The organism is Chthonomonas sp. (assembly GCF_035294165.1).
Lineage (GTDB): Bacteria > Armatimonadota > Chthonomonadetes > Chthonomonadales > Chthonomonadaceae > Chthonomonas.
This window is the reverse complement of record NZ_DATGLN010000224.1, coordinates 37,974-63,751: the sequence shown is the minus strand read 5'-3', so window position 1 is coordinate 63,751 and position 25,778 is coordinate 37,974. Positions and strand designations below refer to the sequence as shown.

The window sequence follows — 25,778 nt, the reverse complement described above, 5'->3', positions numbered from 1 at the left end:
AGACAAACCGCACGGCCAACACGCCGGCAGGCTACACCTTGGGACGGTTTTCGGCCTTGCGGGTGAGGAAGCGGATGGGGGTGCCCTCTAGGGGATAGACGGCGCGCAGCTGGTTCTCCAGATAGTTACGATAGGAGAAGTGAAACATCTCCGGTTCGTTGCAGAAAAGCACGATGGTAGGAGGCCGCACGCCTACCATGGTGGCATAGTAGACTTTGAATGCACGCCCTTTATCGAGCAGAGGATGTTTCGATGTGGCCTCGTGAATGAGGCGATTTAGCTCTCCGGTGGCGATGCGATGGGCATGGTTTTGGGCCGCCTCGATGGCGGTTTCGATGGCATCGGTCACTCCGAATCGCTCTTTTGCCGAAACGAACACGAGAGGGGCGTAGTCCAAAAAAGAGCACTCACGACGGAACTGTTCGGTAAATTTGAGGATGCGGTTGCGTGAGGCTGCCGAGAGCTTCCCTTTTGAGCGTAGAATTTGGGGGTCTATGAGGTCCCATTTGTTGACGACGACCACGCAGGCTCGCCCGGCCTCTTGGGCAAGGTGCGCTACCCGTTTGTCGCCATCGGTAATGCCGGCCTCGGCATCGAGCACCACCAAGGCCACATCGCTGCGCTCCATGGCGGTTCTGGCGCGAAGCACCATGTAGTACTCAACGGTGCCCTGTACCTTTCCGCTGCGCCGAATGCCGGCGGTATCTATAAGGGTGAGCGGTTGCTCGCTCCAGGTGAAATACGTGTCCAGCGCGTCGCGCGTGGTGCCGGGCAGGGGGCTTACGATGGCCCTCTCTTCGCCGAGGATGGCGTTCAGCAAGGAGGACTTGCCCACGTTGGGGCGCCCGACGATGGCCAGGCGAATTCGCTCCTCCTCCGCGTGGTTGCCGGGGGCGAGCGCATCCTCTTGTTGTAAAAGCTCGACAACGCGATCAAGCAGATCGGCGACCCCGTGCCCGTGAATGGCGGAGACGGTATGCACGTCGGGAAAGCCTAAGGTGTAGAATTCGGCGGCATGTTGTTCGAGCCGAAGGTTGTCGGTTTTATTCACCACGAGCAGAACGGGGTGGAGAGAGGCCCGGAGCACATCGGCGATCTCCTGGTCGGTAGGAGTAAGGCCGCTGGCGGCGTCTACCACAAAAAGAATAAGGGCAGCCTCCTCCATGGCGATCTGCGCTTGGGCACGAACCTGCACGGTGAGTGGGTCTTGGTCGCTAAAAAGGATTCCGCCGGTATCAATGACGGTGAAGTGGTGCCCGCGCCACTGTGCAGGCTGGTACAGCCGATCGCGGGTAATGCCCGGCGTGTCCTCCACGATGGCGACACGCCGCCCCACAAGACGATTAAAGAGGGCCGATTTGCCCACATTGGGGCGACCTACGATAGCAACAAGAGGGCGGTTGGGCTTGATCTGGTTCATGGCTCATTCTATGCGAAAAGTTAAACATCAATTTGATCGGGCAAGGCAGGGTGGAGAGTGGTACGATAAACCGCTCAAATAGACGAAGAATCAACTTTACCTGTGAATCTACCTGTTGACTGGGGCTTCTGTCAAGGAGGGAGTTTGTGGAAACCGTTTTCGGCGGCAAACGTCTTAAATTACATGCAGGATTTGCCGGTTTGGGTCAAGAACTCTTCTGTGTCTTGAGAATAGAGTAGGCTATTTAGCCGTATACTTTCCTATCGAGGCACGGTTTTCATCTAATGGGAGGGGATAAGGCATTATGGCTCGATGGAGCGAACGCGGAGTTCAGAACGGGAGAAAGCTGGGGCAGTTCCAACCTTCTGAAATGATCGCCGCCGTGGCGGCGCTTGCGCTTATTATAGGGCTTGTAGGGGCCGGCGCCTATGTGTTTTCTCATGCCCGTTCCGGTAAGAGGGTGGACTTGCTGGTAGGGGCCGATGTAACGGGCAGCGTGCACATGCATTCGCGCAAACAGATGTTTGGTGTGCTAGATGAAACGGTGGCCGAGGTGCTGCCTCAGGGATCGCATGTGGAGATATGGTCGTTTGATGTGAATGCGCACAAGTTCGCCGACCTCGTTCCGGTGCGGCCGGAAGACCTATGGCCAACGGAGGACGAGGTGATGGCATTGCACCCAAACAGTTGGGGTACCTTTCCGGCGGTAGTGTTTAAGGAGATGGAGCGCGAGGCCGGCGCCGATCAGGCCCAAGGGGAGCCAACCGCCATTTTAATGCTGACCGATGGGGAGGATGAAAACCCCAGCACGACCGTTGAGGAGGCCAAAAAGCTTGCTCAGATAGGCACTTTGAAGGCGGTGTGGTTTTGTGGGGTAACCTCGCGCAACGGCTTTCGCTCGGAACTTGAAAGAAGGTTGGTGCCGATCTTTGGCAATAGATTGATTGTGACCGGGCGCCAGGATGCTGCAGAAGGCCTGCAGCGTTTGCGTCAACTGATAGCGTCCCCCAATGGGGAGAAATAGCGAGGGAAAATGATGGACGATCCGGATGTGGTTTCAGGGCTAGAAAGAGATGGGCGTGCGGTTGTGAACGGGCGCATGGATGAGCCTTCTTCCGTGCCGGCAAAGGGAGCATCGGAGCCTACAAAGCGTGCTCTCTTTTGGCCTAGCGGCTTCACCAACGACATGGTTTGGCACGTGCCGCCTATCGGTCTCTCGGCGGAGGAGCGAGCGCGCCAAGAGGCCTTGCTGAACCAACTTGAGGGGCAATTCCGCGATTTTCCCCGCAGGTTTTGGCTGCTGCGTTGGAACTATTGGACGCGGGCTGTGGCGGCCACCGAGGAGCAGCTTGCGGTAGAGGCCGAGGTGCAGGAGGTGCTGGAGCGGCTGAAAGCCGAAAACGCCAAGGAGCAGGAACGGCTTGAGAGGCAGATCGAACTGCTGCGCGAACACGAAACAGAGCTTAAAACGGAGCTTCTACAGGAACGGCGCCGTTTTGCCGAGAGCGTGGGGCGAGCCGGCCTGCGTCTGCCGGACGGGCTGCTGAAGCGAGAGGTGGCCACGCAGGATGGGGAGCAGCGCCCCAGCGCGGCCGTTGAACCGCGCAAGGTGATCGAGGCGCTTGAAGAGATACCCGATCTCGACGAGATTGCCGGAGAGCACGGTGTGAGGCCGGAAGCACAGAGGGGCTTTTTCGCACTCCTGCTTAACATGTTCATGCAGATATTGGCGCCTTTGGTAGCAGGCCTGTTGTTGGCCCTCTGTTTGGGGACGTTGGTGGGGTTGCTCGATCTGGACACGCTGCTTAGGGCCGATGGGCTACCGCGTTTGGGAGTGGCTGCCGCACTGGGTTTCGTGATAGTATATCTCATGGGCGAGATATACCACGCGGTTGTGGGCATGTTGGGTCGAAGCCTTGAGACCAACGATTCCGCCGTGAGGGTGCCGCGCTTGCGGGAGCAGACCACCGTGGCCGTTCTCTGCTTGGCGGGGGCGCTGGGGTTGGGGCTGGCCGAAGTGACGGCGGAAGGGATGGGGCTGCGCATGTTGCATCATCAGCAGATACTGCGTGAAGAGCGCGTGCAAGAGGGGCGTTCCAATCAAGACCATGAGATGCCTCTGCCCGTCTACATGTTGATAGGGCTTCTTATTAGTGGCCCTTATCTTCTGTATAAGAGCACCAATGGCTGGTCGGAGGGCGAAGACCAGATGCGACGCGCGTGGTTGCGGCATCGGCAACGGGCGGTGATGGAGGCACGCGCTAAAGACCCGGCCGTTCAGGAGCTTCTGCAACATGCCTATAGCCTGGAAGGCATGGAGAAAACACTGCAGGAGCTAAGGGCAGAATTAGCCGACATGGAGCAGAGGCGTTTGAGTTTAAGCACGCCGACATTGCCGGATGTGGTGCGTGAGCGGCGACAGGCCGCAAGGGCCGCCGCCGTGGGCGAGGCGAATAGATTGCAGCAGACGCTCGAAAACCTGATAGAAGCGACAGAGCCGCTGCCGCAGAAGCCGGAGAGCACGAAATCGGCGCCGGCCGCGCGGAACGGTTTTTTGACGGGACGATGGTAGATGTGGCGATTTCGAGTGCTCTTTGCCCTGATAGGTGGGGCGGCCTGTTTGCTTACCGCCCTGCTCCTTGAAGGGGTGATGCAGACCAGGCCGGTTGCCGACCTGCTTGCCGGCAACATGTGGCCGCTGCTTATTTACCGCAGCGATATTTCACGCCGTGTGGAGCAGGCCGGCGGGCAGAGCGGTGAGGTGCAGATATCACTGGCATGGAACAACCGCAACGATCTAGACCTCTGGTGTATAGACCCGTCCGGTGTAAAAATATGGTTTATGCATCGGCGTTCCCCAACGGGTGGGCAGCTCGATGTGGACGCCAATGCGAGCATCGAACATCTCACCTCTACGCCGGTTGAAAACATCTTTTGGCCTTACGGAGAGGCGCCCTTAGGAACTTACCGTGTTTTTGTGCACTACTATGCGAACCATGGTGACCCCGACCCAACCACCTTTCACTGTCGGGTGATGGTGCATGGCAGCATAAAGCAGTATCAAGGGAGCCTTTGGCCTCACCAAACGGTGGAGGTAACCGACTTTACGGTGACGCCTGCCACCACGACCCCACTGACAACGCTCTCCAATTTTCTGCTGAAGGAGTTCCTTATCGTTGGTCTGTGGGTTGGTTTGGTGGTGGGCTTAATGGCATTGGCGTTTCTTGGCGGCTTGTGGTGGGTGTATAGGCGGCATGGCGTGCCGTTTCGTTTTACGGCACAAGTGTTTCTGTTAAGAGCCGGGCGTATGGCCTGGTGGGGCTTTCTGGCCGGAGGCTGTGGGCAGTTGGTCTTCCATCTGCTGTTGTGGGGCGGCGTGCGCGGGGGGATGGGAATGCCGCCGCTTTGGGAGGCCTTCAGTCGTTTTCTTGGTTGGCTGGTGGTAGGGCTGGTGGTTGGGGCGAAATGCGCCCGATGGATTCCGCACTTTCCTTCGCGTGCTACACGTAATGCCGGTGGATTGGCGGGTCTGCTGGCTGCATGGTGTCTGAATGGCGCTCTCAGGGTTGGCAGCGATTCGATGGGGCGCCTGCTGGCGGCAACACTGGTAGGGGCGCTTATCGGGGCGATGATCCTCCTCGTTTTTGAGGAGGAGACGGTGGCGGAGGAACCTGTACCGGAAGTTGCATTGCCTGTTTTGGAGCCGATGCGCCTGCGCCCTCAGCGTGCGCACGGTGTTGGGGTGGTGCGTACGGTTCCTCCTAACGTGAAAGCCCCTCGTTAAGCCGCTTTCGGGTCGTGGACAACCGCATAGCTCCCGATGGCTTTGTGGAGCTGTTCGGGATGATGCAGGAGCCGGTCAAGCACATCCCGCACGGCAATCAGCCCGTTCGGGCGCGGTGCCACCGTGTTGAAAATCCAACGCAACAGTTCATAGTCCTCCTCTGTTTGGATGCGTAAACGAATACCCGGCAGTCGCAAGCTGAGGGGAGCCGGCAGAATAGCGCAGTCGAACAGCTCGCGATGGCGCCACAAGAACGCGGTAACCTCCTCTCGATCCTCCCGGCTTTTGCAAAAGCTGTCGAGATGGATGAGAGTACGAAGGGGCATCACCTCGCAGGCAGTGCCTTCCGGCAGGCGTCCCACCGTTACGATATCCATATCGGTGTCGAGTTGATAGCGGGCGGCCGCCCAAAGCATTTTGGGTTCGAGAAGAGGGTCGCAGGCGAACGCGCGCACCACGACATCGGCATGGAAGACCTTGGCGGCCTGTAGCAGGCGCGACAGCACGTCCTCTTCTGGCCCATCGTAGGCGAAACAAGGGAGGTTTTGCTTTCGGCAGAGCTGACGTAGGGGACGATTTTCTGGATGAGACGGCATGGCAACGACGATTTCGGAGACGATCTCAGAGGCGCGAATACGGCGTATGGTCTGCTCGATAAGGGTGGAGTCACCTAGAGATAGTAGCGGTTTGCCGGGCAGCCGGCAACTTCCCATGCGTGCCTGCACAATGGCAAGCACACGGGGATAAGGGTTTGTTTCTTCCATGAAACTTCCTCTCTAAGAGATGAGATGCCAAACGTCTTGTAGAGACGTATTGAACCGTGGCCTGTACAAATTATCGGCTTAAGAGGGGAAAAAGGTCAGTTGTAACGCCGACGAAGATGAGAGGGAAGAATGCGGCACTGCTCTCGGTACTTTACCACGGTTCGACGTGCCACATCGAAGCCCATGGCGCAGAGCTTTTCGGTTAAATCGAGATCGGTTAAGGGTGCCTTTGGGTCTTCCTCGGCAACAAGCTGCCGAAGGGCGGTTTTAACCACGAGGGAGTAGTCGAAGAAGATATTAAAAGGATGGATTTCGAGGTTAGGCAGACGCACGTACTTATTGAAAGTGGCGCGACTGACCACAGAGGGATGTACACCCAGTTTTTCGGCAACCGTGTTGCGGGTGAGAGGGCGTAGAAACTGAATTTGTCCGGTCTCGATGAAGGCGGTTTGGCAAAGGACAAGCTCACGGGTAATGGCGCGCAAAATTTTATGGCAGTTGCGCAGGCTCTCTATGAAGAGGTTGGCCCTCCGAACGTATTCACGCACTTGGTTGATGGGTTCCGATACGATACGATCTCCTTGATACTTCTCATATGCCTCTTGCCAGACCGGGCTAATGCGAAGGTTTTCTGGCGCGTAGCCGGCGATCTCGATTTGGAAACCGGTTTCGGTGCGGTAGATAAGCACATCTGGCCGGATGGTCGCTTCACCGAAGGGGCGGCACCAAAGCGCGCCAAAGCGGGCGGCAGGGTAGGGGGTAAGGCGATTGGTGATAAAATCTATGGCGGCTTGCACCGTTTTGCGTGGAAGAAGCAGGTGACGGCAAATGCGGTGATGGTGATGACCCACAAACTCCTCAAAGCATTCGCTAAGGATGCGATAGGCGGTTTGTGTTGTCTCCCAAGCGGGTGTGTTGGGGGGGGTGTCGGGCAGAATATGCTGTATCTGGAGGAGCAGACACTCTTGTAGGCTTCGTGCGGCGATGCCCGGCGGGTCTAGGGTTTGGAGTTGGGCTAAGACCTTTTCGACCATGCTTTTGGAGACTTTGAGGTCATGGGCGATGCTTTCAATCGGTTCGGTCAGCAGACCGTTGTCGTCAATGTTGCCGATGATGTAGTCGGCCACGGCCTGTTCTTCGGAAGAGAGCGGAAGCAGATGCAGTTGGTTGGTGAGATGGTCGCGTAGTTCGATGGGAGCTTGATGGCTGGCGACGGAGTTTTCGGAATCTTGTAGTGAGAGAAAGGGGTCTATACGCTCTTTCGGGTCAGGTCGGTGAACCTCCTCTTCGGTATAGGGCCTCTCTTCTTCGTTGCCTGTAGGTTCGAGAGATTCTGTAAGTTCGAGGGCAGGGTTTTCCAAAAGCTCGTTCTCGACGCTTAGCAACCGCTCCTGCACATTAAGCTGCAGAAGTTTTTGTGTAAGAAAAACTTTGGGATCGATCTTTTGGGCTTGAACCTGCTTTTGTTCGTTCTGCAAAAACGCCATAACGAGCCTCTCTTCTCCTTTTAGGCAGCTCGGACAGGCAAAAGAAATCACGGTGAATTATCGGACTTTGGTAAGTACGGCTTCAGCGCGTGAACGTTTCGGTTGTGTTGATGAAACACTTATGATTATAGCGCTATGTCGAAAAAATGTAAAGCGCACTGACTTGACAGAATGAAGACCCGCTCTCCTCACCGCAGGAGGTTCACGTGGAGAGCGGGCGCTGCTATCGCGTTGTTAGCGGGATGATGGGTAAGGCATTTGGCACAAACGCTCGGTTCTCTCGCTTTGCCTTGCCACTTTCGATGTAAGACCTGTCGCAGGCGCCACAGAAGGTGCAGGGAGCCGTGTGACAGTCGGCGGTTAGTTGGGCCGAGCGTGCGCGTTTGTCCTCTGCACGTAGATAGGCCTTGGAGACGCCACAATCAATATGGTCCCACGGCAGGGTTTCCTCATAATCTTTGTGCCGGTTCGCGTAGAAACGCAGGTCAATGCCGGCATCTGCAAAGGCCTGCTTCCATCGTTCATAGTCGAGATACTCATCCCAAGCGTCGAACACCTGACCACGCCGCCAGGCCAACTCGATGGCATCGGCCACACGCCGATCTCCTAAGGAGAGCACGGCCTCTAGTTGTGCGCTTGCCGCCTCATTGGGACGATAGGAGATGGCGCGGTCTTTCAGTGAGCGTTTCAGCATGCGCTGTTTTCTATCTATCTCCTCAAGCGAATCTTGCCCATGCCATTGGAAGGGGGTAAAAGGTTTGGGCACAAAAGCCGACACGCCGATAGTGATGGTCGGGTTCTTCACGCCGTTTTTGCGGGCGATCTCGGCACATTTATGGGCTAGTTCCCCGATGGCTAAAACATCCTCATCGGTTTCGGTAGGTAGCGAGATCATGAAATAGAGCTTAATACGCTGCCAGCCGTTTTGGAAGGCCGTCTCGCAGGCAGCGAAGAGGTCTTTTTCGGTAACGCCTTTGTTCACAACGTCGCGCATTCGCTGGGAGCCGGCTTCCGGGGCGAAGGTCAACCCCGTTTTACGAACCTTGTTGATCTCTTGCACCAGCTTTACACAGTCGCGGTCGGCACGCAGAGAAGGCAGCGAGACACCAACCCGGCTACCGGCATACTTATCTATCAGCGACTGAACGACCTCTTCCACACGGCTGTAGTCGGCGGTGGAGAGGGAGACTAGGGAGATATCTTCATGACCGGTGTTCTTTACCAACTCCTCGGCAAGTTGCATCAGCTTTTCTGGGCTTTTTTCGCGCACCGGCCGGGTGATCATGCCGGCTTGACAGAATCGGCAGCCTCGGGTGCAGCCTCGCATGACCTCCAAAGAGATGCGGTCGTGCACCACCTCGATATAGGGGATGATGGGTTTGGTAGGATACTCAAGAGCGTCCACATCCTTTACCCACACTCGTTCAACTTTTGCGGGCACATCTGGGTGCAGGCGTCGGATGGCTAGGAGATGCGGCATGGTGTCACCGAGTCGCTCTGCCTCTTCGGCCGAGAGGCCTTTGCTTTCAAGGCGTGCCAGCCTGGCCTCTTCGCTTTCGTATTCGGGTTCATAGAAGCGCGGCGCATAGCAGCCCGGAATCTGGGCAAGCTGCAGGAGAAGCTCCTCCCGCGAAAGATGGCGATAGCGTTTAAAGCTGGTTACGAGTTGCTGAAGAACCTCTTCCGCCTCTCCGATAACAAAGAGGTCTATAAAGGGGGCCATCGGCTCTGGGTTAAAGGCGCAGTGCCCGCCGGCGATGATGATGGGGTAGGGTTTTCCATTGGGTTGGAGCCTATCTCTGTCGCGAGAACGCACGGGAATGCCGCCGAGGTCCAGCATGTTGAGCACGTTGGTGTAAGAGAGTTCATAGGAGAGGGCAAACCCGATGAAGTCGTAGTCTGAGAGGGGTGTGCGGGTCTCCAAAGTGTAAAGAGGCAGCCCTACCGCACGCATTTCGCGCTCCATGTCGGGCCAAGGGGCGTAGACGCGCTCGCAAACACAGTCCTGCCGTTTATTAAGGAGGTGGTAAATAATACTGCAGGCGAGGTTGCTCATGCCGATTTCGTAGGCGTCGGGGAAGGCAATGGCAAATTTTACGTCAACGGTGCTGTGGTCTTTTACAATGCTGTTCAATTCCCCGCCGGTGTAGCGACCGGGTTTACTGACACGCGGTAAAATATCCTCCAACACGACATCTATCTGCTCGCGAGTCCACATCGCCAAAATCCCTCCTGTGCTCCAACCATTCTACAGGGTGGTTTTAGTATACTATGCGATTCGGATTCTGTCAAAGAAAGGTGTAAGCGCGGTGGATTGCTCGAAAGCGTGTGGTCATCGTGAAATCTATCGCAACATTCTAGGCTACTTTTTGTGCATTCAAGGAGATGGGAATGTCATCTGTTAAGCGGGAAGAGACTATCTCTGCCGACTTGCCCCTTAATCAGGTTCTCTTAGGCGACTGCTTGGAAGTTCTACCGAAATTGCCCCCTCATTCCATAGACCTTATCTTCGCCGATCCGCCTTATAACCTTCAGCTGCGGCAGGAGCTTTGGCGCCCCAATCAGACACCGGTTGCCGGGGTTAACGACGAGTGGGACAGATTTGCCAACTTTGATGATTACGATGCCTTCACAACACAATGGTTAAGTGCGTGTAGGAGGGTACTGAAAGAGACGGGCACCCTTTGGGTGATCGGTTCCTATCATAACATCTACCGTGTTGGCAAGATCATGATGGATTTAGGCTTTTGGATTTTGAACGATGTTATTTGGCACAAAACGAACCCGATGCCGAATTTCCGGGGCGCAAGGTTTCAGAATGCGACCGAAATACTGCTTTGGGCTAAGAGATCGCGGGAAGCACGCGGCTATACGTTTCAGTACCAGGCCATGAAGAATCTGAATGAAGGCAAGCAGATGCAGAATGTATGGCATCTGCCCCTATGTACCGGCGCCGAGCGGTTGCGAACGGAGGGAAAGAAGGCGCACTCGACACAAAAGCCCCAGGCGTTGCTCTACCGAGTGATCTTGGCATCGAGCAGGCCAGGGGATGTTGTGCTAGACCCGTTTTTCGGCACCGGCACAACGGGGGTTGTTGCGAAGCGTCTGGGACGTCACTTTATAGGCATTGAGCGTGACCCAGAGTATGTGAGACTGGCATGGGAGCGCTTAACGAACACGCCCGCCTGCGACGATCGGGAGTTGCTGATAACCCCTTCAAAACGCGCTGCGCCGCGGGTGGCCTTTGGGCAGCTTGTGGAGGCGGGGTACCTTTCGGTGGGAACGTCGCTTTATTCCCAAGATAGAAAGATCGTGGCCTATGTAAAAGCCGATTCGCTGTTGAAATGGGGCGACAAAGAAGGCTCCATTCACCAGATCGCCGCTGCTGCAGAGGGAAAGCCGGCCTGTAACGGATGGGAATATTGGCATTATGAAAACGAAAATGGGGAACTGATAAGTATTGATGCATTACGAGCACGCTACAGAGCTGAAAGCGGGCTGGAATAAAAAAAGACCCTCCTTGGCTTCTTTGGGGGAGCCAAGGAGGGTGAGCTTCTCTGGTTGTTAGAAACGGTAGGTGGGCTGCACGTAGAACCAGTTGACTTCATGAGACTGCGTTGGATCAAGCGTTTTGATGTAGTGCCCTGGCCAGAAGTGGCTGTAGCCGATAGAGAGACCGAGGTAGGCGCTTACCCGATAGTCGGCAACGATATCTACTTCCGAACCGATGTCTCTGCCGGCTGCGCCGGTGGGGCTCCAAAGAGGTTTGCCATTGCTGCCTTTTACCGGTGCGCCGTTCACGCCGTACCAGTAGTCCCGGCCATCGGCGAGGGAGAGAAAGTGGCCATCCACCGAAAGGGTAAGGCGTTTCGTAGCTGCAAACCCCATGCCCATATGCCAATGGCGCATGTTGCGCCAGCCCATGTAGTCTAGAATGCCCGATTTGCCGTGCGTAGAGGGAAAGAGTTGATCGAACGTTTCGTAATGGGCTGGGTCGGTGGGACTGCCACCACTGGCGAAGTCGTGTTCTACAACGAAATGGAGGGCTGCAGGCCCGGGAAAAGTGTAGGTGGCTACAGCGGCGTAAGCCCACGCGCCAATGGCTTTGCCCCCGAAGTGGCCGAACTGAAATGCCGGCTCGATGGTGATGTGCGTGTGGGGAATCAGATCGATGACCGGTCGAGCGCCCAAAGTAAAAACGCTGAGGTTCGCCCCTGCAACGCGATCGTTTTTAAGCAGGACGTAGAGGTCGGAGCTAAGTTTGGGTAGAAACTTCTCCACGCCATAGACCCCGTAGAGCGTAGGCACTGTGGTAACGCCATTAGCAAAACCGGTTTTGCCGAAGAAGAGGTCGGTGGTCTGGCGTGTGCTTTTAAAGGTGAACCGAGCGGCGTCGAAGGTGCGTCCGTAGTTATTCCATTCTGGGGAGGCGATGAGGCGGCCATCACCAAAGGCCAGCACTTGGCGTCCTAATCTCCATTGATAGCGGCCTTTGCCGCCCTGAGCGTAGCCTTGAAAGACGTCGAAGTCGTTGACAACGGCGATATGGCCGCTGTTTGTAGTATTGCCCCAACTATATTGCGGTTGAAGAAAGAGGGTAAGACCGGATGGGTCGCTCCATCCGAAACCGAGGCGAAGGCGGCTGATCCACTCTTGGTTGTAGGCAGTGTTGCCGGTACTGACGATAGCGCTGTTGCTTTCATCGTTGCGGATGCGCCATTCAGGGCTAAAGGAGAATCCGTGTCCATTCGATGGCACTACCGTTTGCGAAGAAGCGTTTATTACAAAAAAATTAGCGACAACTACGGTACAGAGCAGTACAAACATCTTTTGACGAAAAAAACGCATAGAGTCTCTCCTGATGTGAGTTTATTTGGGAATAGATTCGCTTAGAAGACGGGTTACTTCCACGGGCACAAGGCGTTATCGAGTTTGAACCGCGTGGGAGCACCGCCGCCTATTCCATTGTAACACAGTTATAACGGAGTGTCAACGATTTATAGACAATTTTTTGCGCATAGACAGATTGCTTCCTCACCATGTGAGAATTGTATGCGGAAAGCACCTTTCGTGGGCGTGGAGATCATCCAATGAAGACTTTTGTAGAGCGGTGTCTTCCTGCAACAGAAGCAGGAAGTTCGAGGGTAAAGGGTAAAATGATGTCTAGTTTCTGCCCTCTCTTGGTAGTAGAAGAGAAGGTTTGGGCGCGTCACTCATCTGTATATCGGAACTTTGCGGCGCAACGACGGGCCGACGTATGTTGAGGAGATTTTCGGTCCTATGTCGCTCTTTGATGGCTACACAATTGAAGAAGGTTATGACGAGATGTTTGAGCCGGATGGACATCCGCGCTCTCACTATCGGCAGCTCTTTTTGCGTCTTTCCCAAATGTCTTTAGAGGAGTATCGGCGTAGGTGTCGCCTGGCCGAGCGCATTTTTATGGAGCAGGGGATTACCTTTACTGTCTACGGCGATGAGAGCGGTTGCGAACGGCCTTTCCCGCTCGACCTAATCCCGCGAATCATCCCCTCTCAGGAATGGGCGGTACTTGAAAAAGGGCTGACTCAACGCATCGTGGCGCTCAACCTCTTTTTGCAGGATGTATATCACGATCAAAAAATCCTGCATGATCATGTGGTGCCTTGGGAGTTAGTGCTGAGTGCCACCTTTTTTCGCAGGGAGTTTTTAGGAGCTAACCCGCCGGGGGGCATCTACGTACATATCTGCGGTACGGATATCCTTCGCGATGCCGATGGGCGCTATCTTGTACTTGAAGACAATCTTCGTTGTCCGTCGGGTGTCTCCTACGTTTTGCAGAACCGAACCACGCTGACTAGGGTGTTCCCCCAGCTTTTTCAGGATTATGCCGTGCGCTCCATAGACCACTACACTACCCAACTGCTTGAAAACCTTAGGGAACTCGCCCCCGCAGAATGCAAGGAGAACCCGTGTGTGGTTCTTCTGACCCCAGGCCCTTACAACAGCGCCTACTTTGAACATGCTTTCCTTGCGCAGCAGCTAGGGATCGCGTTGGTGGAAGGGCGAGACCTTTTTGTGGAAGATAACTGTGTGTTTATGAAAACCACGCGCGGGCCACAGCGGGTGGATGTGATCTATCGGCGTGTGGATGACGACTTCCTTGACCCGTTGGTTTTCCGACCGGATTCGTTGCTTGGTGTTCCCGGCCTGGTAAATGCTCATCGCGCGGGTAATGTGGCTTTGGCAAACTCGATAGGCACCGGTGTTGCCGACGACAAGGTGATCTATGCTTACGTGCCGCGCATCATTCGCTACTATCTGCAGGAAGACCCGATTCTTCCTAACGTCGAGACCTATGTGGCCTATGAAGACCTACAGCGGAAACATATCCTGGCGCATTTAGACACGCTCGTCGTCAAAGCGGCCAACGAGTCGGGCGGCTACGGCATGCTGATCGGCCCGCAGGCGACTGCGCAGGAGCGAGAGGAGTTTGCACGCAAGATAGAGGCGAACCCGCGTAACTACATTGCCCAGCCTCTGGTGCGTTTTTCAAGTGTGCCTACCTTTATTGATGACCATTTCGAGGGGCGGCATGTGGACTTGCGGCCTTATATTCTCTATGGCCGTAAAGGCGTTACCGTGATTCCGGGAGGCCTCACCCGGGTGGCATTGCGTAAAGGCTCGTTCGTGGTCAACAGCTCGCAAGGCGGAGGCAGTAAGGATACGTGGGTTTTAGCCGGTGAACATCGAGGAGAGAGGCCTCCGGTGGAGGATTTAGGCAGGCCGGCATTTTTAGGCCAACGGCAGCGAGCGTGGTCTTCACCAAAACGGGGCGGGGAGGCGCAGTGACGATGTTGTGTCGAGAGGCGGATGCCTGCTTTTGGATAGGACGCTATGTAGAACGTGCAGAGGCCACGGCACGCATGGTGGATGTGCACTATTCTACCGCTCTAGAGATGAGTTCGCCAACACAGGCTGAGACGCTGCATTGGGAGACCCTGCTGGCCATTGCCGGCAGCACAGAGGCCTACGCAGCCCGATATACCGGGCAGCACGACCGCGACGTGCTGCACTTTTTCGCTTTCGATGTGGAGAATCCCAACTCCATCCTTTCCTGTTGGGAGCGGGCACGCCACAGTGCGCGCGTGGTACGCGAACAGCTCTCCTCCGAGATGTGGGAGAGCCTTAACGCCGCCTATCTTAGAATGCGCGAATGGAATGTGGAGAAACTGCTGGCCGACTCGCCTCACGTCTTCTTTCAGATGGTGAAGGATGCCTCGCACCTCTTTCAGGGCATTTTAAACCGGACGATGCTAATGGATGAAGCGCGTGATTGGCTTGATGCGGGGCGTTTTTTAGAACGTGCCTCCCAAACACCGCGGCTGCTCGATATAAAGTACAAGGAGTTACTTGGAGATCGCTCGCCGACACTAGAAGTGACGCTCGATATCCATCAATGGATCGCCGTGCTGAAGTCGGTAAGCGCTTTTGAGATGTACCGAAAGGTGCACCAGGAGGGCATTCGCCCGGAAGGGGTGGTGGATTTTCTCGTGTTCGACATCCGTTTCCCCGCCTCGGTACGTCATGGCATCGCGCGTGTGGAGGGATGTTTGCGCCGCATTGGTGGGAACCCACAAGCCGAGCCGCGCAATGAAGCCGAGCTGCGTGTAGGGCGCCTCCTTGCCGATCTCACCTATAGTCGCGCTAAAGAGATCGTGGCGGCCGGACTTCATTCCTTTTTGAACGATGTGCAGCGCCGATGTGCCGAGATAGGTGAGGCGATTTCTATGCAGTATCTTGCGTATTAGGACGGGAAAGGAGAGCCTACTGAGAAGTGAGATGAGACACTTAAGGGAAAGCAGACTTTACGGCGAGATATCCGCCTAATCAAAGCCTTTTAGAAAATTATGCAACTGTGTGTACGTCATACTACGCGCTATGCCTATCCGGCGGCGGTGAGAGATAGTTATAACGAGCTTCGGTTGATGCCCGTGAGCGATAACAATCAGACCTGTCGGACCTTCGAGCTTGACATAGAGCCTAAAGCGCGCATTTTTAGCTACGAGCTGCCAAGCGGTACGGTGCACCATTTCAACATCCGTGCCCCACATAACGCGCTGACCATTCGGGCTTATTCAGAAGTTACTACACATATTCAAGACCCTTTTGTAGGGCTTCAGATGCACGAGGATGACAGCGAGTTCTATGCCCGCGAGGGGGTACGGCAGCGTTTTTATGACTATCTGTCACCAACTCCATTAGTTCCTTTGACGCCGGAGACCGATCGCATTGCACAGCTTGCCAGACGACAGGCCGGCGGGCCGGCAACGGCCACCTTTCTTATCGCCCTCATCCGCCTGTTGCATCGGGTGTTAGAGTATGCGCCCGGCTCTACACGTGTTGATACCCCTATTCAACAGGTGCTGCAACAGAAGCGCGGCGTCTGCCAAGACTTTGCTCACCTCATGTTGGCCATATGTCGTCGGCAGCGCATTCCCTCGCGCTATGTGAGCGGCTATATCTATACCGGAAGTGGAACGAAAGAGAGCGGGTGGTCAGAAGAGAAACATCTCATCGGCGGCGATGCTATGCACGCTTGGGTGGAATGCCTTCTGCCCGATGGAGCTTGGCATGGGTTCGACCCAACCAACAACCTGGTGGTGAACGGGCATTACATTAAGGTGCATCATGGTAGAGACTATTACGATGTTTCACCGATACGCGGAGTGTATCATGGGCCGGCCGATCATCAGATGGAGACGAGCGTGCGGGTGTGGTTGGAGGAGGAGAGTTGAAGAGAATAGAGGCCATTATTCGCCCTAGTCGGTTGGATGCGGTGAAGATCGCACTAGGCGAGATTGGGGTTACGGGCATGTCGGTGCAGGATGTGCGCGGGAGCGGACGGCAACAGGGGCACCGTGAGAGCTATAGGGGCGCGGAATACGCCATCCCTTTGCCCATTAAGGTGAAGCTGGAGATCGTTGCCCGTGATGAGGAGGTCGAAACGATTGTGGAGACCATCTTGCGTCACGCCCGTACGGGTGAGCCGGGAGATGGCAAAATTTTTATTCTGCCGGCCGACGATGCGGTGCGTATTCGCACAGAAGAGCGGGGCGAAGAGGCCATCTGATTCACTACGGCCAGGGGAAGGTGGGAGTGGGTGTAAAGCGGTTGAAGATGGCCGGTGCGGTGAAGAGGATGGCCATAATGAACTCGCCCAACACGGCCCCCAGAAAAAGAGGGCGCAGGCGTGCGTAGAGTTTCATGCCTCCATAGCGAATGATAAGCGATTTTAAAACCCACGCCACAAGACACGGAAACCAGAACACCATCATCGTCCAACTGCCGGAGAGCGCGTAGCCAAGGGGATGAAAGGGAAACCAAGGTAGACGGCTGCGCAACGCTACGATCAGCACCGTTACCAAGATTCCTATCCCAAAGTTAAGTATGTCGAAGAACTGAATGTTGGGATTGGTATGGTTCATGGTAGAGGCGGCGTCGGTAAAAGCCCAAACCGGATTACCCTGATATACATAGCTATACATCTGCACAGCACCATAGGTATAAGGCAGATGGATGCTGTAGTAGCCGGAGACGAGCAGCGCTGTGACAAACGCAAGCACGAAAACCGGTACAAGAGTTCGGCGGCGCACATATAAACCATCGGCAAGCTTCATCGAGTCGAGAAAACCGGTGAGAATCAGGCCGCGTTGGTCACGCAGCATAACGGCATCGAGGAAGGCGAGGGAGGTGAGATTAGCCGGGCCTAAGTTGCGTAGGTCGCCTACCATTCGGTAGATGTCGGTGGGACGAAAGCAGGTTTCGGTCATCAACATGCCGGCCTCAGAGGTGCTACGCGCCATGACGAGGGCGATAACGAATATGCCTACTCCCAGCTCAAAAAGAGCGAGCCAATAGCTCATTCCCAGCAGGTGCAGCCATAGTGCAAGCAGCAACACGCTGCCCACGAGGCCGAATGTAGCAAAGCGGTTAGGCAACAGTTCATTCTCTTCGCCCGGCAGACGGGCGGGCCGCTTCCAGGCCCACAAGGCGCCCCAGATGGCTCGAAGATAGGGGCGTGCCGTGTAGATCATATAGCCTACGAGGGTGAGATAACATCCTATAAACTGGTAGCCTTGGTAGGTTTTGCAGCCGTACATGGGCATGGTGGGGAACTGATAGCCGAAGCGGGCACCGAGAACGTCCTCCAGTCGGGTTAGCAGAAAAAAGAACCAGAGGGAAAAGAGCAGGTCGGAGGGCAAGAGGTAGAAAAAGCCGATGGCCATGAACGAGATGTAGACGTGAAAAAAGCCGATGGCGCTGTTGTAAGGCGGCTGAGAAAAGAGCAGGCTGTTGAGATCGATATCGGTGGTGATATCGGGTACAGCGGGGGCGTATTGATGCAGTCCTTTTAGGCCGAACACGAAAGCAGGGATGGCGAAGCCCAGCCACATAAGGCGGTTTTTCAGGAAACTCGGTTGAGTACTACCCCCTATAGTGATATTTTCCCCCCGAATCATCTCTAAGGGAAGTTGCGCCAGTGGGAAGGTGAGACGCTCGTTATCGGTCCATTGGCGCCTTAGGAGGGCAGCGAGACAAAGGAAGGCGGTAAAAAGCAGGCCTACGAATACTCCCCAGGCCACCAGCGGAACGGCCCAAAGCGCCCAAGGAATGTGCTCTCCGGGGCGCAGGCCATCGAAGAAACGGGCGGCAACAAACTGTTTTGGAGGGCCCTTCGGATCCCACGGCACCGCCCATTTCGGAATCCATTTAAAAAACATGTTCGCCCACCCGTTTGTGGGAGAAGCAAAGTAGTTTGGCACCACAAGCAGAGGAATAAGCTTTTCCATAAGGCCGCGCGAGGAAACCATGGAGGCCAGCAACATCATGACATAGATGGTATAGAGTTCATGTTGTGCTAAGCCGAGACGCTCCGAAAATTTGCGGAGAACGGCCTGTAGGCCTAAAATCAGGGCTAACATGCCCACTACGACGGGGGGAAGTTGCAGGTAGCCGATCTGAATTTTCCCGACGACGAGCTCGGCATAGCAAACAAGCACACAGGTAATCCCCACACACACAAGCCCGATGAGAAGCGCTTTCAAGCTAAGGGCACTGCGCGTGGATGTCTCTATGGATTGCGAACGATTGCTTGGCGAAACCGCCATACATTCCTCCAGGAGAGCCGAGTTCTATGTTAGGGGCCGAAGCAGCAACCAAAGGTATGGTCTTGAGCCGTGCTCATTATGTTTCGTATTAGCTGGCTCTGTCAAGTCAAAGCGAAGTCCTCTGGACAGTGCCCTAAAAAAGCTCTCTTGATCCTACATTTCCGCGCCGATAATGCCGATAATTTGGGAAGACTATAGCTTCTTAACGGGCGCCTATACAGGGGCCCGTCATGGGGTTCGGCACCACGTTCAGAAACTCGAACCAGGTAAATTCATCGCAGGAGACGCTCACCTATGCTAGACCAAGCGCATGGACTTCGGGCTTTGGCAAGTCAAAATCGGGATGAGAGAGCGGGGGCTAGAGAGCCATCTCTTACCGAGAAGAGCACCGAGACGTTTGCGCAGGCCGTTGTCACCCCTCCCGCGCGTGTGCGCAAAGCGCGCGTTATCGCGGTGACGAGCGGCAAGGGAGGGGTAGGCAAAACGAACTTCTCCTCCAATCTCTCGCTCGCTTTGGCCGAAACCGGCAATCGCGTGATCGTTGTGGATGCCGATCTCGGCTTGGCTAATCTTCATGTAGTTCTGGGCGTCTATCCGCAATATAATTTAGAGCATGTGACGCATGGCGATCGGTCGTTGCGCGAGGTGCTTTGCCCCGGTCCTAACGGCATTCGGATTGTGGCCGGCGCCTCCGGATTGGCCGAACTCGCCGATCTCGACGCCATTCGTCGCGAAGCGCTGATTGAAAGCCTCGGAGAGCTGGATGCGCTAGCAGACATCGTGCTTATAGACACAGGTGCCGGCTTGGCTCGAAACGTTCTCGCTTTCCTGTGCGCTGCCGGAGAGGTGTTGGTGGTTACCACGCCGGAGCCAACGGCCCTGACCGACGCCTACGCAATTATCAAAACGGTCTATCACGAAAACCCGCAGTCGCGCCTCATGCTGGCAGTCAATATGGCCCAGAACGAAGCGGAAGCCCGTTCCGCACAGGAGCGCCTCGTGACCATCACCCGCCGTTTTCTGGGAACAGAGGTGGTATCTCTTGGAAGCGTTCCCCACGATCCTGCCGTGGGGCAAGCCGTTCGAAACGGCAAGCCGTTTCTGTTGAGCTATCCCTCCTCGCCGGCAGCACGCGCCGTGCGAAAGATAGCGCATCAGCTTACCTACTCTGCCCCGGCACCGACGGAAGTAGAAGGGGTGGGCGGACTTCTGAATCGCATGCAGCGTTTCTTCAGTAAACATCTCGGACGTTAAGCTCGCCGGGTAAGCAGGAGTCCGAACGATTACAAAGAAAAGATTCATAGATACAACCGAATGAAGGGGTATCTATTTCCAAAATTTCATCTACAGGGATAAGGCGTGTGAAGTCGTTGATATCCCAACTACCAACCATATTAGGCGCATTTTCCGCCATGTTAGTCTCTTTTTTAAGTCTGCTAAATGGCACATCACCGGGAACCTGCCTTGCTCGTTCGGCGGCAGCGTTTCTCGTGTTCGCCGGTTTCGGCCTTGTGCTGCGCTATGCGCTCACCGAAGGGACGCGAGATGGGATATTAGGAACCGCTCTGCTCGAGGAAGGGAGGGAGGAGGCGGAGCCTAAGCTCGATGTCATCGTGCCCGGCACGACGGTGGCGGACTTGCTGGGCGTTAAGGCGGAAAATCAGGGGGAAGGAAATTCTAAATAACCGATACAAAAGCGAAGCCGGGGTGCCGTGCGCAGAAGTTCCGACGTAAGCGGCTTCGGAATGAAGGAGTGAACCCGATGAGACCAGAGGATGTTCAAAGAGATTGGTACCGTTTCAAAGAGTTTCAAGATGAAAACGCTCGCGCGCGTTTAATACAGCATTTCGCCTACTTGGTTAAAATCACGGCGGGGCGCGTAATAACGAATCTGCCGCCCAGTCTAGATCGAGAAGACCTTGTGAGCGCGGGAGCTTTAGGCCTTATTAAAGCAGTAGATCAGTACGATCCCTCGCGGCAAGTGAAGTTTGAAACCTATGCCATTGCCCTTATTCGTGGTGCTATTCTCGAAATGCTTCGCGAGGACGACTGGGTGCCGCGTTCGGCCCGTGAGCGCATCAAGATGCTGGAACGAACTTACACCCTTTTAGAAGCACGGCTTGGGCGCCCGGCCACAGAAGAGGAAGTTGCAGCGGAACTGCATATGGAGATGGATGAGTTCCACAAGCTGCTCATCGAGGCGGGGCGATCTTCGTTGCTTTCTTTGGAGGAGGTTCTCGTTGGCAGTGAAAACGGAGAGAACCTTCATCTCTCCGACGTCATCCAAGATGAGCGCCTTTTGCCCTCCGCCGAGGCGGAGTTACAGGAACGCAAGCATATGCTTGGTAAGGCGATAGATCGTCTGCCGGAACGGGAGCGCTTGGTGATATCCCTTTACTACTATGAAGGGTTGACGTTTAAGGAGATCGGGCGTATCCTTTCGATCTCCGAATCCAGGGTTTATCAGCTGCATACCCAGGCGGTCGTGCGATTGCAGGGGTATCTGCAGCGGGATAAGGAGCTTTTTCACTGACTACCACCGTTCTTCTCGGCGGGCGTCGGTGAAGGAGGTAACAAATGGATCAAAGCGATTTACTTTCTATCCACCGCATCGAAAACACAGAAAGCATTCGCGAGGTGGGGCGGGAACCGCGTCAACACCCTTCTCCTGAACAGCATCAGGAGAAACCATCGAAGAAGCAGGAAGAGAATGCTGCAACCGAGGAGGACGTGGTGGAGCTGAGTGCCGATGCGCTTGCGGTAACAGCCGCTGCAACGGATACAACAGTCGTTCAAGAAGAGACCTCTGTTCTTACCGAAACTCCTCATATAGACATCGTCACCTAGTAACCGGCTACAAAAGAGATGTTTTTCGACGCCGTTTTGTGCCATATTATTCGTATTGAGAAAGGATGTGCCATATGGAGTGGCAGGCCCTAGGCTTTGCTCTGCAAATCCTCATGCTCACTGTGGGATGGGTTCTGTTTCAAAAGGCTCGTGCCGAGCTTTCCGTCCGCGCCATCGAGGCTCCTGTGCTTTCAGAGCTGAAGGGCCTACAACGGAATGTGAACCGGCTCATCGAGCAGCTTGAGGAGGCGTCGTTAGAGGCCTCGGTTCGTCTAGAGCGAAGTTGCGAAGAGGCGCGCGAGCTACTAGCCTCCTTAGAACGTCAGATAAAACGGTATGAGGAGCTTGAGGAGCCGATAGCTACTCCGACGCAGAGGAGCGGCAGACCCAAATCTAAAGAAGGAACGGTGAACAACGAACTCAAGAGCGCTTCAACCGAATCGGTGCCAAAGCGCTCTAAAACCGTCTCGCCAAAAGAGGCTATCTATGCCTTAGCGGAAAAGGGTGTCCCACCGGCTGCCATTGCTCGTGAAGTGGGCGTCTCCGAGGGCGAGGTGGAAACGTTGCTAGGGCTGAAACTTGTCCATCGCTGAGAAACCACTCCGAACGGCCATCTTTTTCTAAAAATCCTTTATTAAGGAGACATTCTACCTTTGGCTTCCGTTTCCTTTCGGCAAGGCCAACGCCTTGCGCGTTATGGCCGGCGTCCTTCTCTTCGTCAGGTGGCCGGAACTCTGTGCATCCTTTTGCTACCCCTGTTGGCAGGCTGCCAAGGCGACAGTATTATCGCTCAGGTGGGCAACCAGAGCATTAGCGTGAAACGCTATTACGACACCCTTGAAAATCTCACCCAGGCCGATTTCAGCAACGCTCCCGATCTACAGGCCGGGCCTTTGGCGCTGCTGTATCTCATTCGCGAAACGGCTATTCAACAGCTTGCACAACAAAAGGGGTTCGTTCCGCCGGACGATTTTATAGACCGAATTTTAGAGTATCAACGTGAAAAAGACCCCAACCTCGACGACAACATTCGCCGTGGCTTGATTCCAGAAAATCAGCTAAAAAAGCAGCTCACGCTCCTTTACGAGATTCTCACCATCGGCGCCGATACCGACCATGTGGATGAGGCCCAACTGAAGCAGATGTATAACCGCGAAAAAAGTCAACTCGATCTGCCGGAGCGCTTTGTTGCCCGAATGCTTGTGGTGAAAGATGAGCAGGACGGCATTGAAACACTGAATCGGTTGAAAGCCACAGGGAATTTCGCGGTGGAAGCTCAGCGAGAGCACGCTGCTGCGCCCTTCGATGGCGAAGAGGTAACTTTAAGCGCACAACAGGTGAAGCAACAGCAGCCGCAACTTTATGATGTTCTTGAAAAACTCTCTCCCGGCCAGTTCGCCGACGCGCCGGTTCCTCTCAAACAACCGGGTTCCCCAACACCCCTTTATGTGTTGGTACAGCTTACCCATAAGATGCCCGCCAAGTCCATGAGTTACGAACAGGTGCGCCCGTTGCTGGTGGAACAGTACCTTCAACAGGCCTTCCCTCAATACCAGCAGCATTTTTACCAGGTTCTGACAGACTATCTGAAGGGACTTTTGGCCCAAAATAAGATCATCATCTACAATCAGCGTTATGCCGGCATCGTGCTGGTACGCCTGAATCAAATTCTGAATCAGCCTCCACCTATGCCGAACGCGCCCGTGCCTTCACCGTCGGTTCCTACACCTCAGGCACCAAGGAGCAGTGCTCCACCCCAGAACGCTCCATAGGGGAGCCGAGCATGGTAACCATGGTAACGGTGATCGGTTTGGGGCCGGGCGATCCCGATCTCATCTCGCGCGGGGCCGAACAGGCCCTGCGCGAGGCTGCGGCACAAGGCGCTCTCTATCTGCGTACCGGCCGTCATCCCTGCGTGGCCACTCTAAAGGAGTGGGGGCTTACGTTTGAGACCTTCGATAGCATTTACGATTCGGCTACAAGCTTTGAGGAGGTCTACCAGGCCATTGTCAACAGGCTGTTAGAGCGCGTTCATACAGAGCATGCGGTGGCCTATGCCGTTCCAGGGCATCCGTTGCTTGGTGAAGAGAGCGTGCGCCTGCTGCTCGAACGGCTCGATGCCGAAGGCATCGCCTATCGCATTGTCTCATCCTGCAGCTTCATTGAGGCCGTGTTAGCGGCAGCGCATCTCCCCTTAGCGGAAGGATGCGATGTGCGAGATGCCCTCTCTTTGCAGCTCGATGACGCGGTGAGCCGTGAAGGCTATCCACTAGGGGGACGTATAGACACCTCTCGAGGGCTACTGCTGTTTCAGGTGTTCGATAGGGCCTCTGCCTCTCATGCGAAACTGGCGCTCATGCGCTTCTATCCCGACGATTGGCAGGTATTGCTTGTGCGCAATGCCGGAGTAGCCGCCATGGAGAGCGTTCAGGCCATACCGCTTTATCAACTCGACCGCCTCTCCATCGATCACCTAACTGCCGTCTATGTGCCGCCGCTTCCTCCGCAGTTACGCCCTAAGGACTTCTATGCGCTGGTGGGAGTGATGGCGCGATTGCGGGCACCTGACGGATGCCCTTGGGACCGCGAGCAGACGCACGCTACATTGAAGCGATATTTCGTCGAAGAGACCTATGAGGTGCTTGAAGCAATAGATGCCAACGACCCCAATGCCCTCTGTGAGGAGCTGGGCGACGCCCTACTGCAGGCGGTTTTTCATGCCCAACTCGCCCGTGAAGAGGGGCTATTCACCATTGATGATGTTACGGCCCATGTTGTAGAGAAGCTGGTGCGTCGCCATCCACACGTTTTCGGAACGACGGAGGTCGCCGATAGCGCGGAGGTGCTGCGTAATTGGGAGCGCATTAAGCAGGCGGAAAAAAGTGAGAATGTCTCACAGCCAAACTCTATTCTCGACGGCATTCCCAAAGGGTTGCCGGCCTTAATGTACGCCATGGAGCTGAGCAAGCGAGTTGTAAAAGTGGGGTTTGAATGGCCGAGCCTTGAGGCGGTACTTGAAAAAGTAGATGAAGAGTGGGCCGAGCTAAAGCGGGAGTTGGCAGTTGCAGAACCCGATCGGGCACGGGTAGCTGCCGAGTTAGGCAATCTGCTATTTACCTTGGTGCAGGTGGCGCGTAAACAGAACCTCGATGCCGAAGAGGCACTGCGAACCATGTTGCGACGGTTTGAGACGCGGTTTCGTTATATGGAGCGACGTGCTGCCGAGATGGGCTGCTCGCTGAAAGAGATGACGCTCGACGAACTCGATGCTTTATGGGAAGAGGCAAAACGCCAGGAACCTCTCTAAAGTCCTGCTTTAACGAGATCGTTTACCCGTAATAGCCCGAGGCAGACGCCTTCCGCAGTGAGAACGGGAGCGACCGATATAGGACGGGGCCGCTGGGTCATCTTTTGGAGAGCCTCATAGGCGAGTTGATCGGGGGCAAGGGTTAAAATGGGGTTTGGGTTCATCATGTCCGCTGCCTTTAAGTTGAAACTCTCTTGCTGATGCTTTAAAAAGGCCTGGCGGAAGTCCGATTCGGCGATCAACCCAAGCAGGTGGTTGGTATCATCGAGCACGCACACGGCTCCCATATGCCCTGCGGTAAGCTCGCAGACAACCTCTTGGAACGAGGCGCCTGGTGCCACATGGGGCAGGGCACTGCCGTCGGGGGGCAGCAAATCTTGGACACGTAAGGTGAGGCGACGCCCAAGGCGCCCTCCGGGGTGATTACGAGCGTACTCCTCCGGGCTTAGATGGCGACGACGTTGAAGCGCCATGGCAAGCGCGTCGCTAAGGGCAAGTGCCGCGAGGACACTTGTGGTGGGGGCGAGGTTCAGCGGGCATATCTCGCGCTCCACCGAGGCATCGAGTGCGGCATGCGCATGGCGTGCAAGCGTGGAATGAAGGTTCCCTGTGATGGCGATAAGGGGTATATCGCGTGCTCGCAGCAACGGGAGGAGGGTGAGCAGCTCTTCACTTTCACCACTGTTGCTAAATGCGATCACCACATCTTCATTAGTTACAAGCCCTAAGTCGCCGTGGAGAGCCTCGGTGGGATGGAGAAACACAGCAGGCTGCCCGATGGAGGTGAGCGTGGCGGCAAGTTTGCGGGCGATAATGCCCGATTTACCGACACCGGTGGTGATCACCTTCCCGCGGCAGGTCTCTAGTAGGGAAAGCGCCTGGGCAAAGGCCTCTCCGATGCGGTCGGCAAGGCGGCGCACCGCCTCCGACTCCACATGCAGCGCCTCCCTCGCGAACTGAAGAGCCTCATTCTCTTCCTGTGAAAACCTTTTTTCTCGTTGCATACTCTTCATTGTACCTCG

The 25,778-nt window shown here is 55.4% G+C and carries 22 protein-coding genes; 15 read left to right on the top strand and 7 right to left on the bottom strand.

Annotated elements, in window-relative coordinates; all coding sequences use genetic code 11:
• Positions 1–31: 31 nt before the first annotated feature.
• Positions 32–1,420, bottom strand: coding sequence for a ribosome biogenesis GTPase Der (gene der, locus VKV29_RS12860; RefSeq protein WP_324201715.1), 1,389 nt, complete (start codon positions 1,418–1,420; stop codon positions 32–34).
• A gap of 304 nt (positions 1,421–1,724) precedes the next feature.
• On the opposite strand from der, the gene VKV29_RS12855 reads away from it, so the two are divergent.
• Genes VKV29_RS12855 through VKV29_RS12845 form a run of 3 tightly spaced genes read left to right on the top strand, consistent with a single transcriptional unit; the run spans position 1,725 to position 5,204 of the window.
• Complete coding sequence (locus tag VKV29_RS12855; RefSeq protein ID WP_324201714.1) at positions 1,725–2,444, top strand: hypothetical protein; 720 nt, start codon at positions 1,725–1,727, stop codon at positions 2,442–2,444.
• A 9-nt stretch (positions 2,445–2,453) separates the two neighbouring features.
• On the top strand, positions 2,454–3,992 hold the full coding sequence (locus VKV29_RS12850; protein ID WP_324201713.1) for a hypothetical protein: 1,539 nt from the start codon (positions 2,454–2,456) through the stop codon (positions 3,990–3,992).
• Positions 3,993–5,204, top strand: a complete 1,212-nt coding sequence (locus VKV29_RS12845; protein ID WP_324201712.1) for a hypothetical protein — start codon at positions 3,993–3,995, stop codon at positions 5,202–5,204. It abuts the gene before it with no gap.
• Here the strand turns inward: VKV29_RS12845 and VKV29_RS12840 are convergent.
• From VKV29_RS12840 to VKV29_RS12830, 3 genes are all read right to left on the bottom strand, one after another.
• On the bottom strand, positions 5,201–5,968 hold the full coding sequence (locus VKV29_RS12840) for a cytidylyltransferase domain-containing protein (protein ID WP_324201711.1): 768 nt from the start codon (positions 5,966–5,968) through the stop codon (positions 5,201–5,203). The genes VKV29_RS12845 and VKV29_RS12840 overlap by 4 nt on opposite strands.
• A 95-nt stretch (positions 5,969–6,063) precedes the next feature.
• Positions 6,064–7,455, bottom strand: a complete 1,392-nt coding sequence (gene rpoN / locus VKV29_RS12835; RefSeq protein WP_324201710.1) for an RNA polymerase factor sigma-54 — start codon at positions 7,453–7,455, stop codon at positions 6,064–6,066.
• 223 nt (positions 7,456–7,678) lie between these two features.
• Positions 7,679–9,673 (bottom strand): TIGR03960 family B12-binding radical SAM protein, encoded by a 1,995-nt coding sequence (locus VKV29_RS12830; RefSeq protein ID WP_324201709.1) that lies wholly within the window; start codon positions 9,671–9,673, stop codon positions 7,679–7,681.
• Positions 9,674–9,846: 173 nt separating this feature from the next.
• Between VKV29_RS12830 and VKV29_RS12825 the strand changes: the two genes are divergently transcribed.
• Positions 9,847–10,962, top strand: coding sequence for a site-specific DNA-methyltransferase (locus tag VKV29_RS12825; RefSeq protein WP_324201708.1), 1,116 nt, complete (start codon positions 9,847–9,849; stop codon positions 10,960–10,962).
• Between the two features lie 57 nt (positions 10,963–11,019).
• Here VKV29_RS12825 and VKV29_RS12820 read toward each other — a convergent pair whose 3' ends face one another.
• Positions 11,020–12,303 (bottom strand): alginate export family protein, encoded by a 1,284-nt coding sequence (locus VKV29_RS12820; RefSeq protein ID WP_324201707.1) that lies wholly within the window; start codon positions 12,301–12,303, stop codon positions 11,020–11,022.
• A gap of 432 nt (positions 12,304–12,735) precedes the next feature.
• Between VKV29_RS12820 and VKV29_RS12815 the strand changes: the two genes are divergently transcribed.
• The 4 genes from VKV29_RS12815 to VKV29_RS12800 all read left to right on the top strand — a co-directional run bounded on the left by VKV29_RS12815 (position 12,736) and on the right by VKV29_RS12800 (position 16,564).
• The gene (locus tag VKV29_RS12815) at positions 12,736–14,283 is read left to right on the top strand and encodes a circularly permuted type 2 ATP-grasp protein (RefSeq protein ID WP_324201706.1); all 1,548 of its coding nucleotides are present in this window, start codon (positions 12,736–12,738) and stop codon (positions 14,281–14,283) included.
• A 2-nt stretch (positions 14,284–14,285) separates the two neighbouring features.
• On the top strand, positions 14,286–15,242 hold the full coding sequence (locus tag VKV29_RS12810) for an alpha-E domain-containing protein (protein WP_324201705.1): 957 nt from the start codon (positions 14,286–14,288) through the stop codon (positions 15,240–15,242).
• Between the two features lie 99 nt (positions 15,243–15,341).
• Positions 15,342–16,229: a transglutaminase family protein gene (locus tag VKV29_RS12805; protein WP_324201704.1), complete on the top strand. Its 888-nt coding sequence runs from the start codon at positions 15,342–15,344 to the stop codon at positions 16,227–16,229.
• Complete coding sequence (locus VKV29_RS12800; protein WP_324201703.1) at positions 16,226–16,564, top strand: P-II family nitrogen regulator; 339 nt, start codon at positions 16,226–16,228, stop codon at positions 16,562–16,564. The genes VKV29_RS12805 and VKV29_RS12800 overlap by 4 nt, the downstream gene beginning before the upstream one ends.
• Before the next feature lie 4 nt (positions 16,565–16,568).
• Here VKV29_RS12800 and VKV29_RS12795 read toward each other — a convergent pair whose 3' ends face one another.
• On the bottom strand, positions 16,569–18,602 hold the full coding sequence (locus VKV29_RS12795; RefSeq protein WP_324201702.1) for a DUF6785 family protein: 2,034 nt from the start codon (positions 18,600–18,602) through the stop codon (positions 16,569–16,571).
• A gap of 294 nt (positions 18,603–18,896) precedes the next feature.
• On the opposite strand from VKV29_RS12795, the gene VKV29_RS12790 reads away from it, so the two are divergent.
• The 7 genes from VKV29_RS12790 to mazG all read left to right on the top strand — a co-directional run bounded on the left by VKV29_RS12790 (position 18,897) and on the right by mazG (position 24,756).
• Entirely contained in the window at positions 18,897–19,856 is a 960-nt protein-coding gene (locus VKV29_RS12790; protein WP_324201701.1) for a P-loop NTPase, read from the top strand.
• A gap of 158 nt (positions 19,857–20,014) precedes the next feature.
• Positions 20,015–20,287, top strand: a complete 273-nt coding sequence (locus VKV29_RS12785; protein WP_324201700.1) for a hypothetical protein — start codon at positions 20,015–20,017, stop codon at positions 20,285–20,287.
• A 77-nt stretch (positions 20,288–20,364) separates the two neighbouring features.
• Complete coding sequence (locus tag VKV29_RS12780) at positions 20,365–21,135, top strand: FliA/WhiG family RNA polymerase sigma factor (protein ID WP_324201699.1); 771 nt, start codon at positions 20,365–20,367, stop codon at positions 21,133–21,135.
• 44 nt (positions 21,136–21,179) lie between these two features.
• The gene (locus VKV29_RS12775; RefSeq protein WP_324201698.1) at positions 21,180–21,449 is read left to right on the top strand and encodes a hypothetical protein; all 270 of its coding nucleotides are present in this window, start codon (positions 21,180–21,182) and stop codon (positions 21,447–21,449) included.
• A 74-nt stretch (positions 21,450–21,523) separates the two neighbouring features.
• Positions 21,524–22,042, top strand: a complete 519-nt coding sequence (locus tag VKV29_RS12770) for a hypothetical protein (protein ID WP_324201697.1) — start codon at positions 21,524–21,526, stop codon at positions 22,040–22,042.
• 60 nt (positions 22,043–22,102) lie between these two features.
• Positions 22,103–23,221: a peptidylprolyl isomerase gene (locus VKV29_RS12765; protein WP_324201696.1), complete on the top strand. Its 1,119-nt coding sequence runs from the start codon at positions 22,103–22,105 to the stop codon at positions 23,219–23,221.
• Positions 23,222–23,232: 11 nt separating this feature from the next.
• Positions 23,233–24,756 (top strand): nucleoside triphosphate pyrophosphohydrolase, encoded by a 1,524-nt coding sequence (gene mazG / locus VKV29_RS12760; RefSeq protein ID WP_324201695.1) that lies wholly within the window; start codon positions 23,233–23,235, stop codon positions 24,754–24,756.
• Here the strand turns inward: mazG and VKV29_RS12755 are convergent.
• The gene (locus VKV29_RS12755; RefSeq protein WP_324201694.1) at positions 24,753–25,760 is read right to left on the bottom strand and encodes a KpsF/GutQ family sugar-phosphate isomerase; all 1,008 of its coding nucleotides are present in this window, start codon (positions 25,758–25,760) and stop codon (positions 24,753–24,755) included. The two genes, mazG and VKV29_RS12755, sit on opposite strands and share 4 nt — an antisense overlap.
• Between the last annotated feature and the right edge of the window lie 18 nt (positions 25,761–25,778).

Coding starts and splice junctions, on each gene's coding strand:
- der (WP_324201715.1), bottom strand. CDS start 1,420: ATGAACCAGATCAAGCCCAACCGCCCTCTTGTTGCTATCGTAGGTCGC.
- VKV29_RS12855 (WP_324201714.1), top strand. CDS start 1,725: ATGGCTCGATGGAGCGAACGCGGAGTTCAGAACGGGAGAAAGCTGGGG.
- VKV29_RS12850 (WP_324201713.1), top strand. CDS start 2,454: ATGATGGACGATCCGGATGTGGTTTCAGGGCTAGAAAGAGATGGGCGT.
- VKV29_RS12845 (WP_324201712.1), top strand. CDS start 3,993: ATGTGGCGATTTCGAGTGCTCTTTGCCCTGATAGGTGGGGCGGCCTGT.
- VKV29_RS12840 (WP_324201711.1), bottom strand. CDS start 5,968: ATGGAAGAAACAAACCCTTATCCCCGTGTGCTTGCCATTGTGCAGGCA.
- rpoN (WP_324201710.1), bottom strand. CDS start 7,455: ATGGCGTTTTTGCAGAACGAACAAAAGCAGGTTCAAGCCCAAAAGATC.
- VKV29_RS12830 (WP_324201709.1), bottom strand. CDS start 9,673: ATGTGGACTCGCGAGCAGATAGATGTCGTGTTGGAGGATATTTTACCG.
- VKV29_RS12825 (WP_324201708.1), top strand. CDS start 9,847: ATGTCATCTGTTAAGCGGGAAGAGACTATCTCTGCCGACTTGCCCCTT.
- VKV29_RS12820 (WP_324201707.1), bottom strand. CDS start 12,303: ATGCGTTTTTTTCGTCAAAAGATGTTTGTACTGCTCTGTACCGTAGTT.
- VKV29_RS12815 (WP_324201706.1), top strand. CDS start 12,736: ATGTCGCTCTTTGATGGCTACACAATTGAAGAAGGTTATGACGAGATG.
- VKV29_RS12810 (WP_324201705.1), top strand. CDS start 14,286: ATGTTGTGTCGAGAGGCGGATGCCTGCTTTTGGATAGGACGCTATGTA.
- VKV29_RS12805 (WP_324201704.1), top strand. CDS start 15,342: ATGCAACTGTGTGTACGTCATACTACGCGCTATGCCTATCCGGCGGCG.
- VKV29_RS12795 (WP_324201702.1), bottom strand. CDS start 18,602: ATGGCGGTTTCGCCAAGCAATCGTTCGCAATCCATAGAGACATCCACG.
- VKV29_RS12790 (WP_324201701.1), top strand. CDS start 18,897: ATGCTAGACCAAGCGCATGGACTTCGGGCTTTGGCAAGTCAAAATCGG.
- VKV29_RS12785 (WP_324201700.1), top strand. CDS start 20,015: ATGTTAGTCTCTTTTTTAAGTCTGCTAAATGGCACATCACCGGGAACC.
- VKV29_RS12780 (WP_324201699.1), top strand. CDS start 20,365: ATGAGACCAGAGGATGTTCAAAGAGATTGGTACCGTTTCAAAGAGTTT.
- VKV29_RS12775 (WP_324201698.1), top strand. CDS start 21,180: ATGGATCAAAGCGATTTACTTTCTATCCACCGCATCGAAAACACAGAA.
- VKV29_RS12770 (WP_324201697.1), top strand. CDS start 21,524: ATGGAGTGGCAGGCCCTAGGCTTTGCTCTGCAAATCCTCATGCTCACT.
- mazG (WP_324201695.1), top strand. CDS start 23,233: ATGGTAACCATGGTAACGGTGATCGGTTTGGGGCCGGGCGATCCCGAT.
- VKV29_RS12755 (WP_324201694.1), bottom strand. CDS start 25,760: ATGCAACGAGAAAAAAGGTTTTCACAGGAAGAGAATGAGGCTCTTCAG.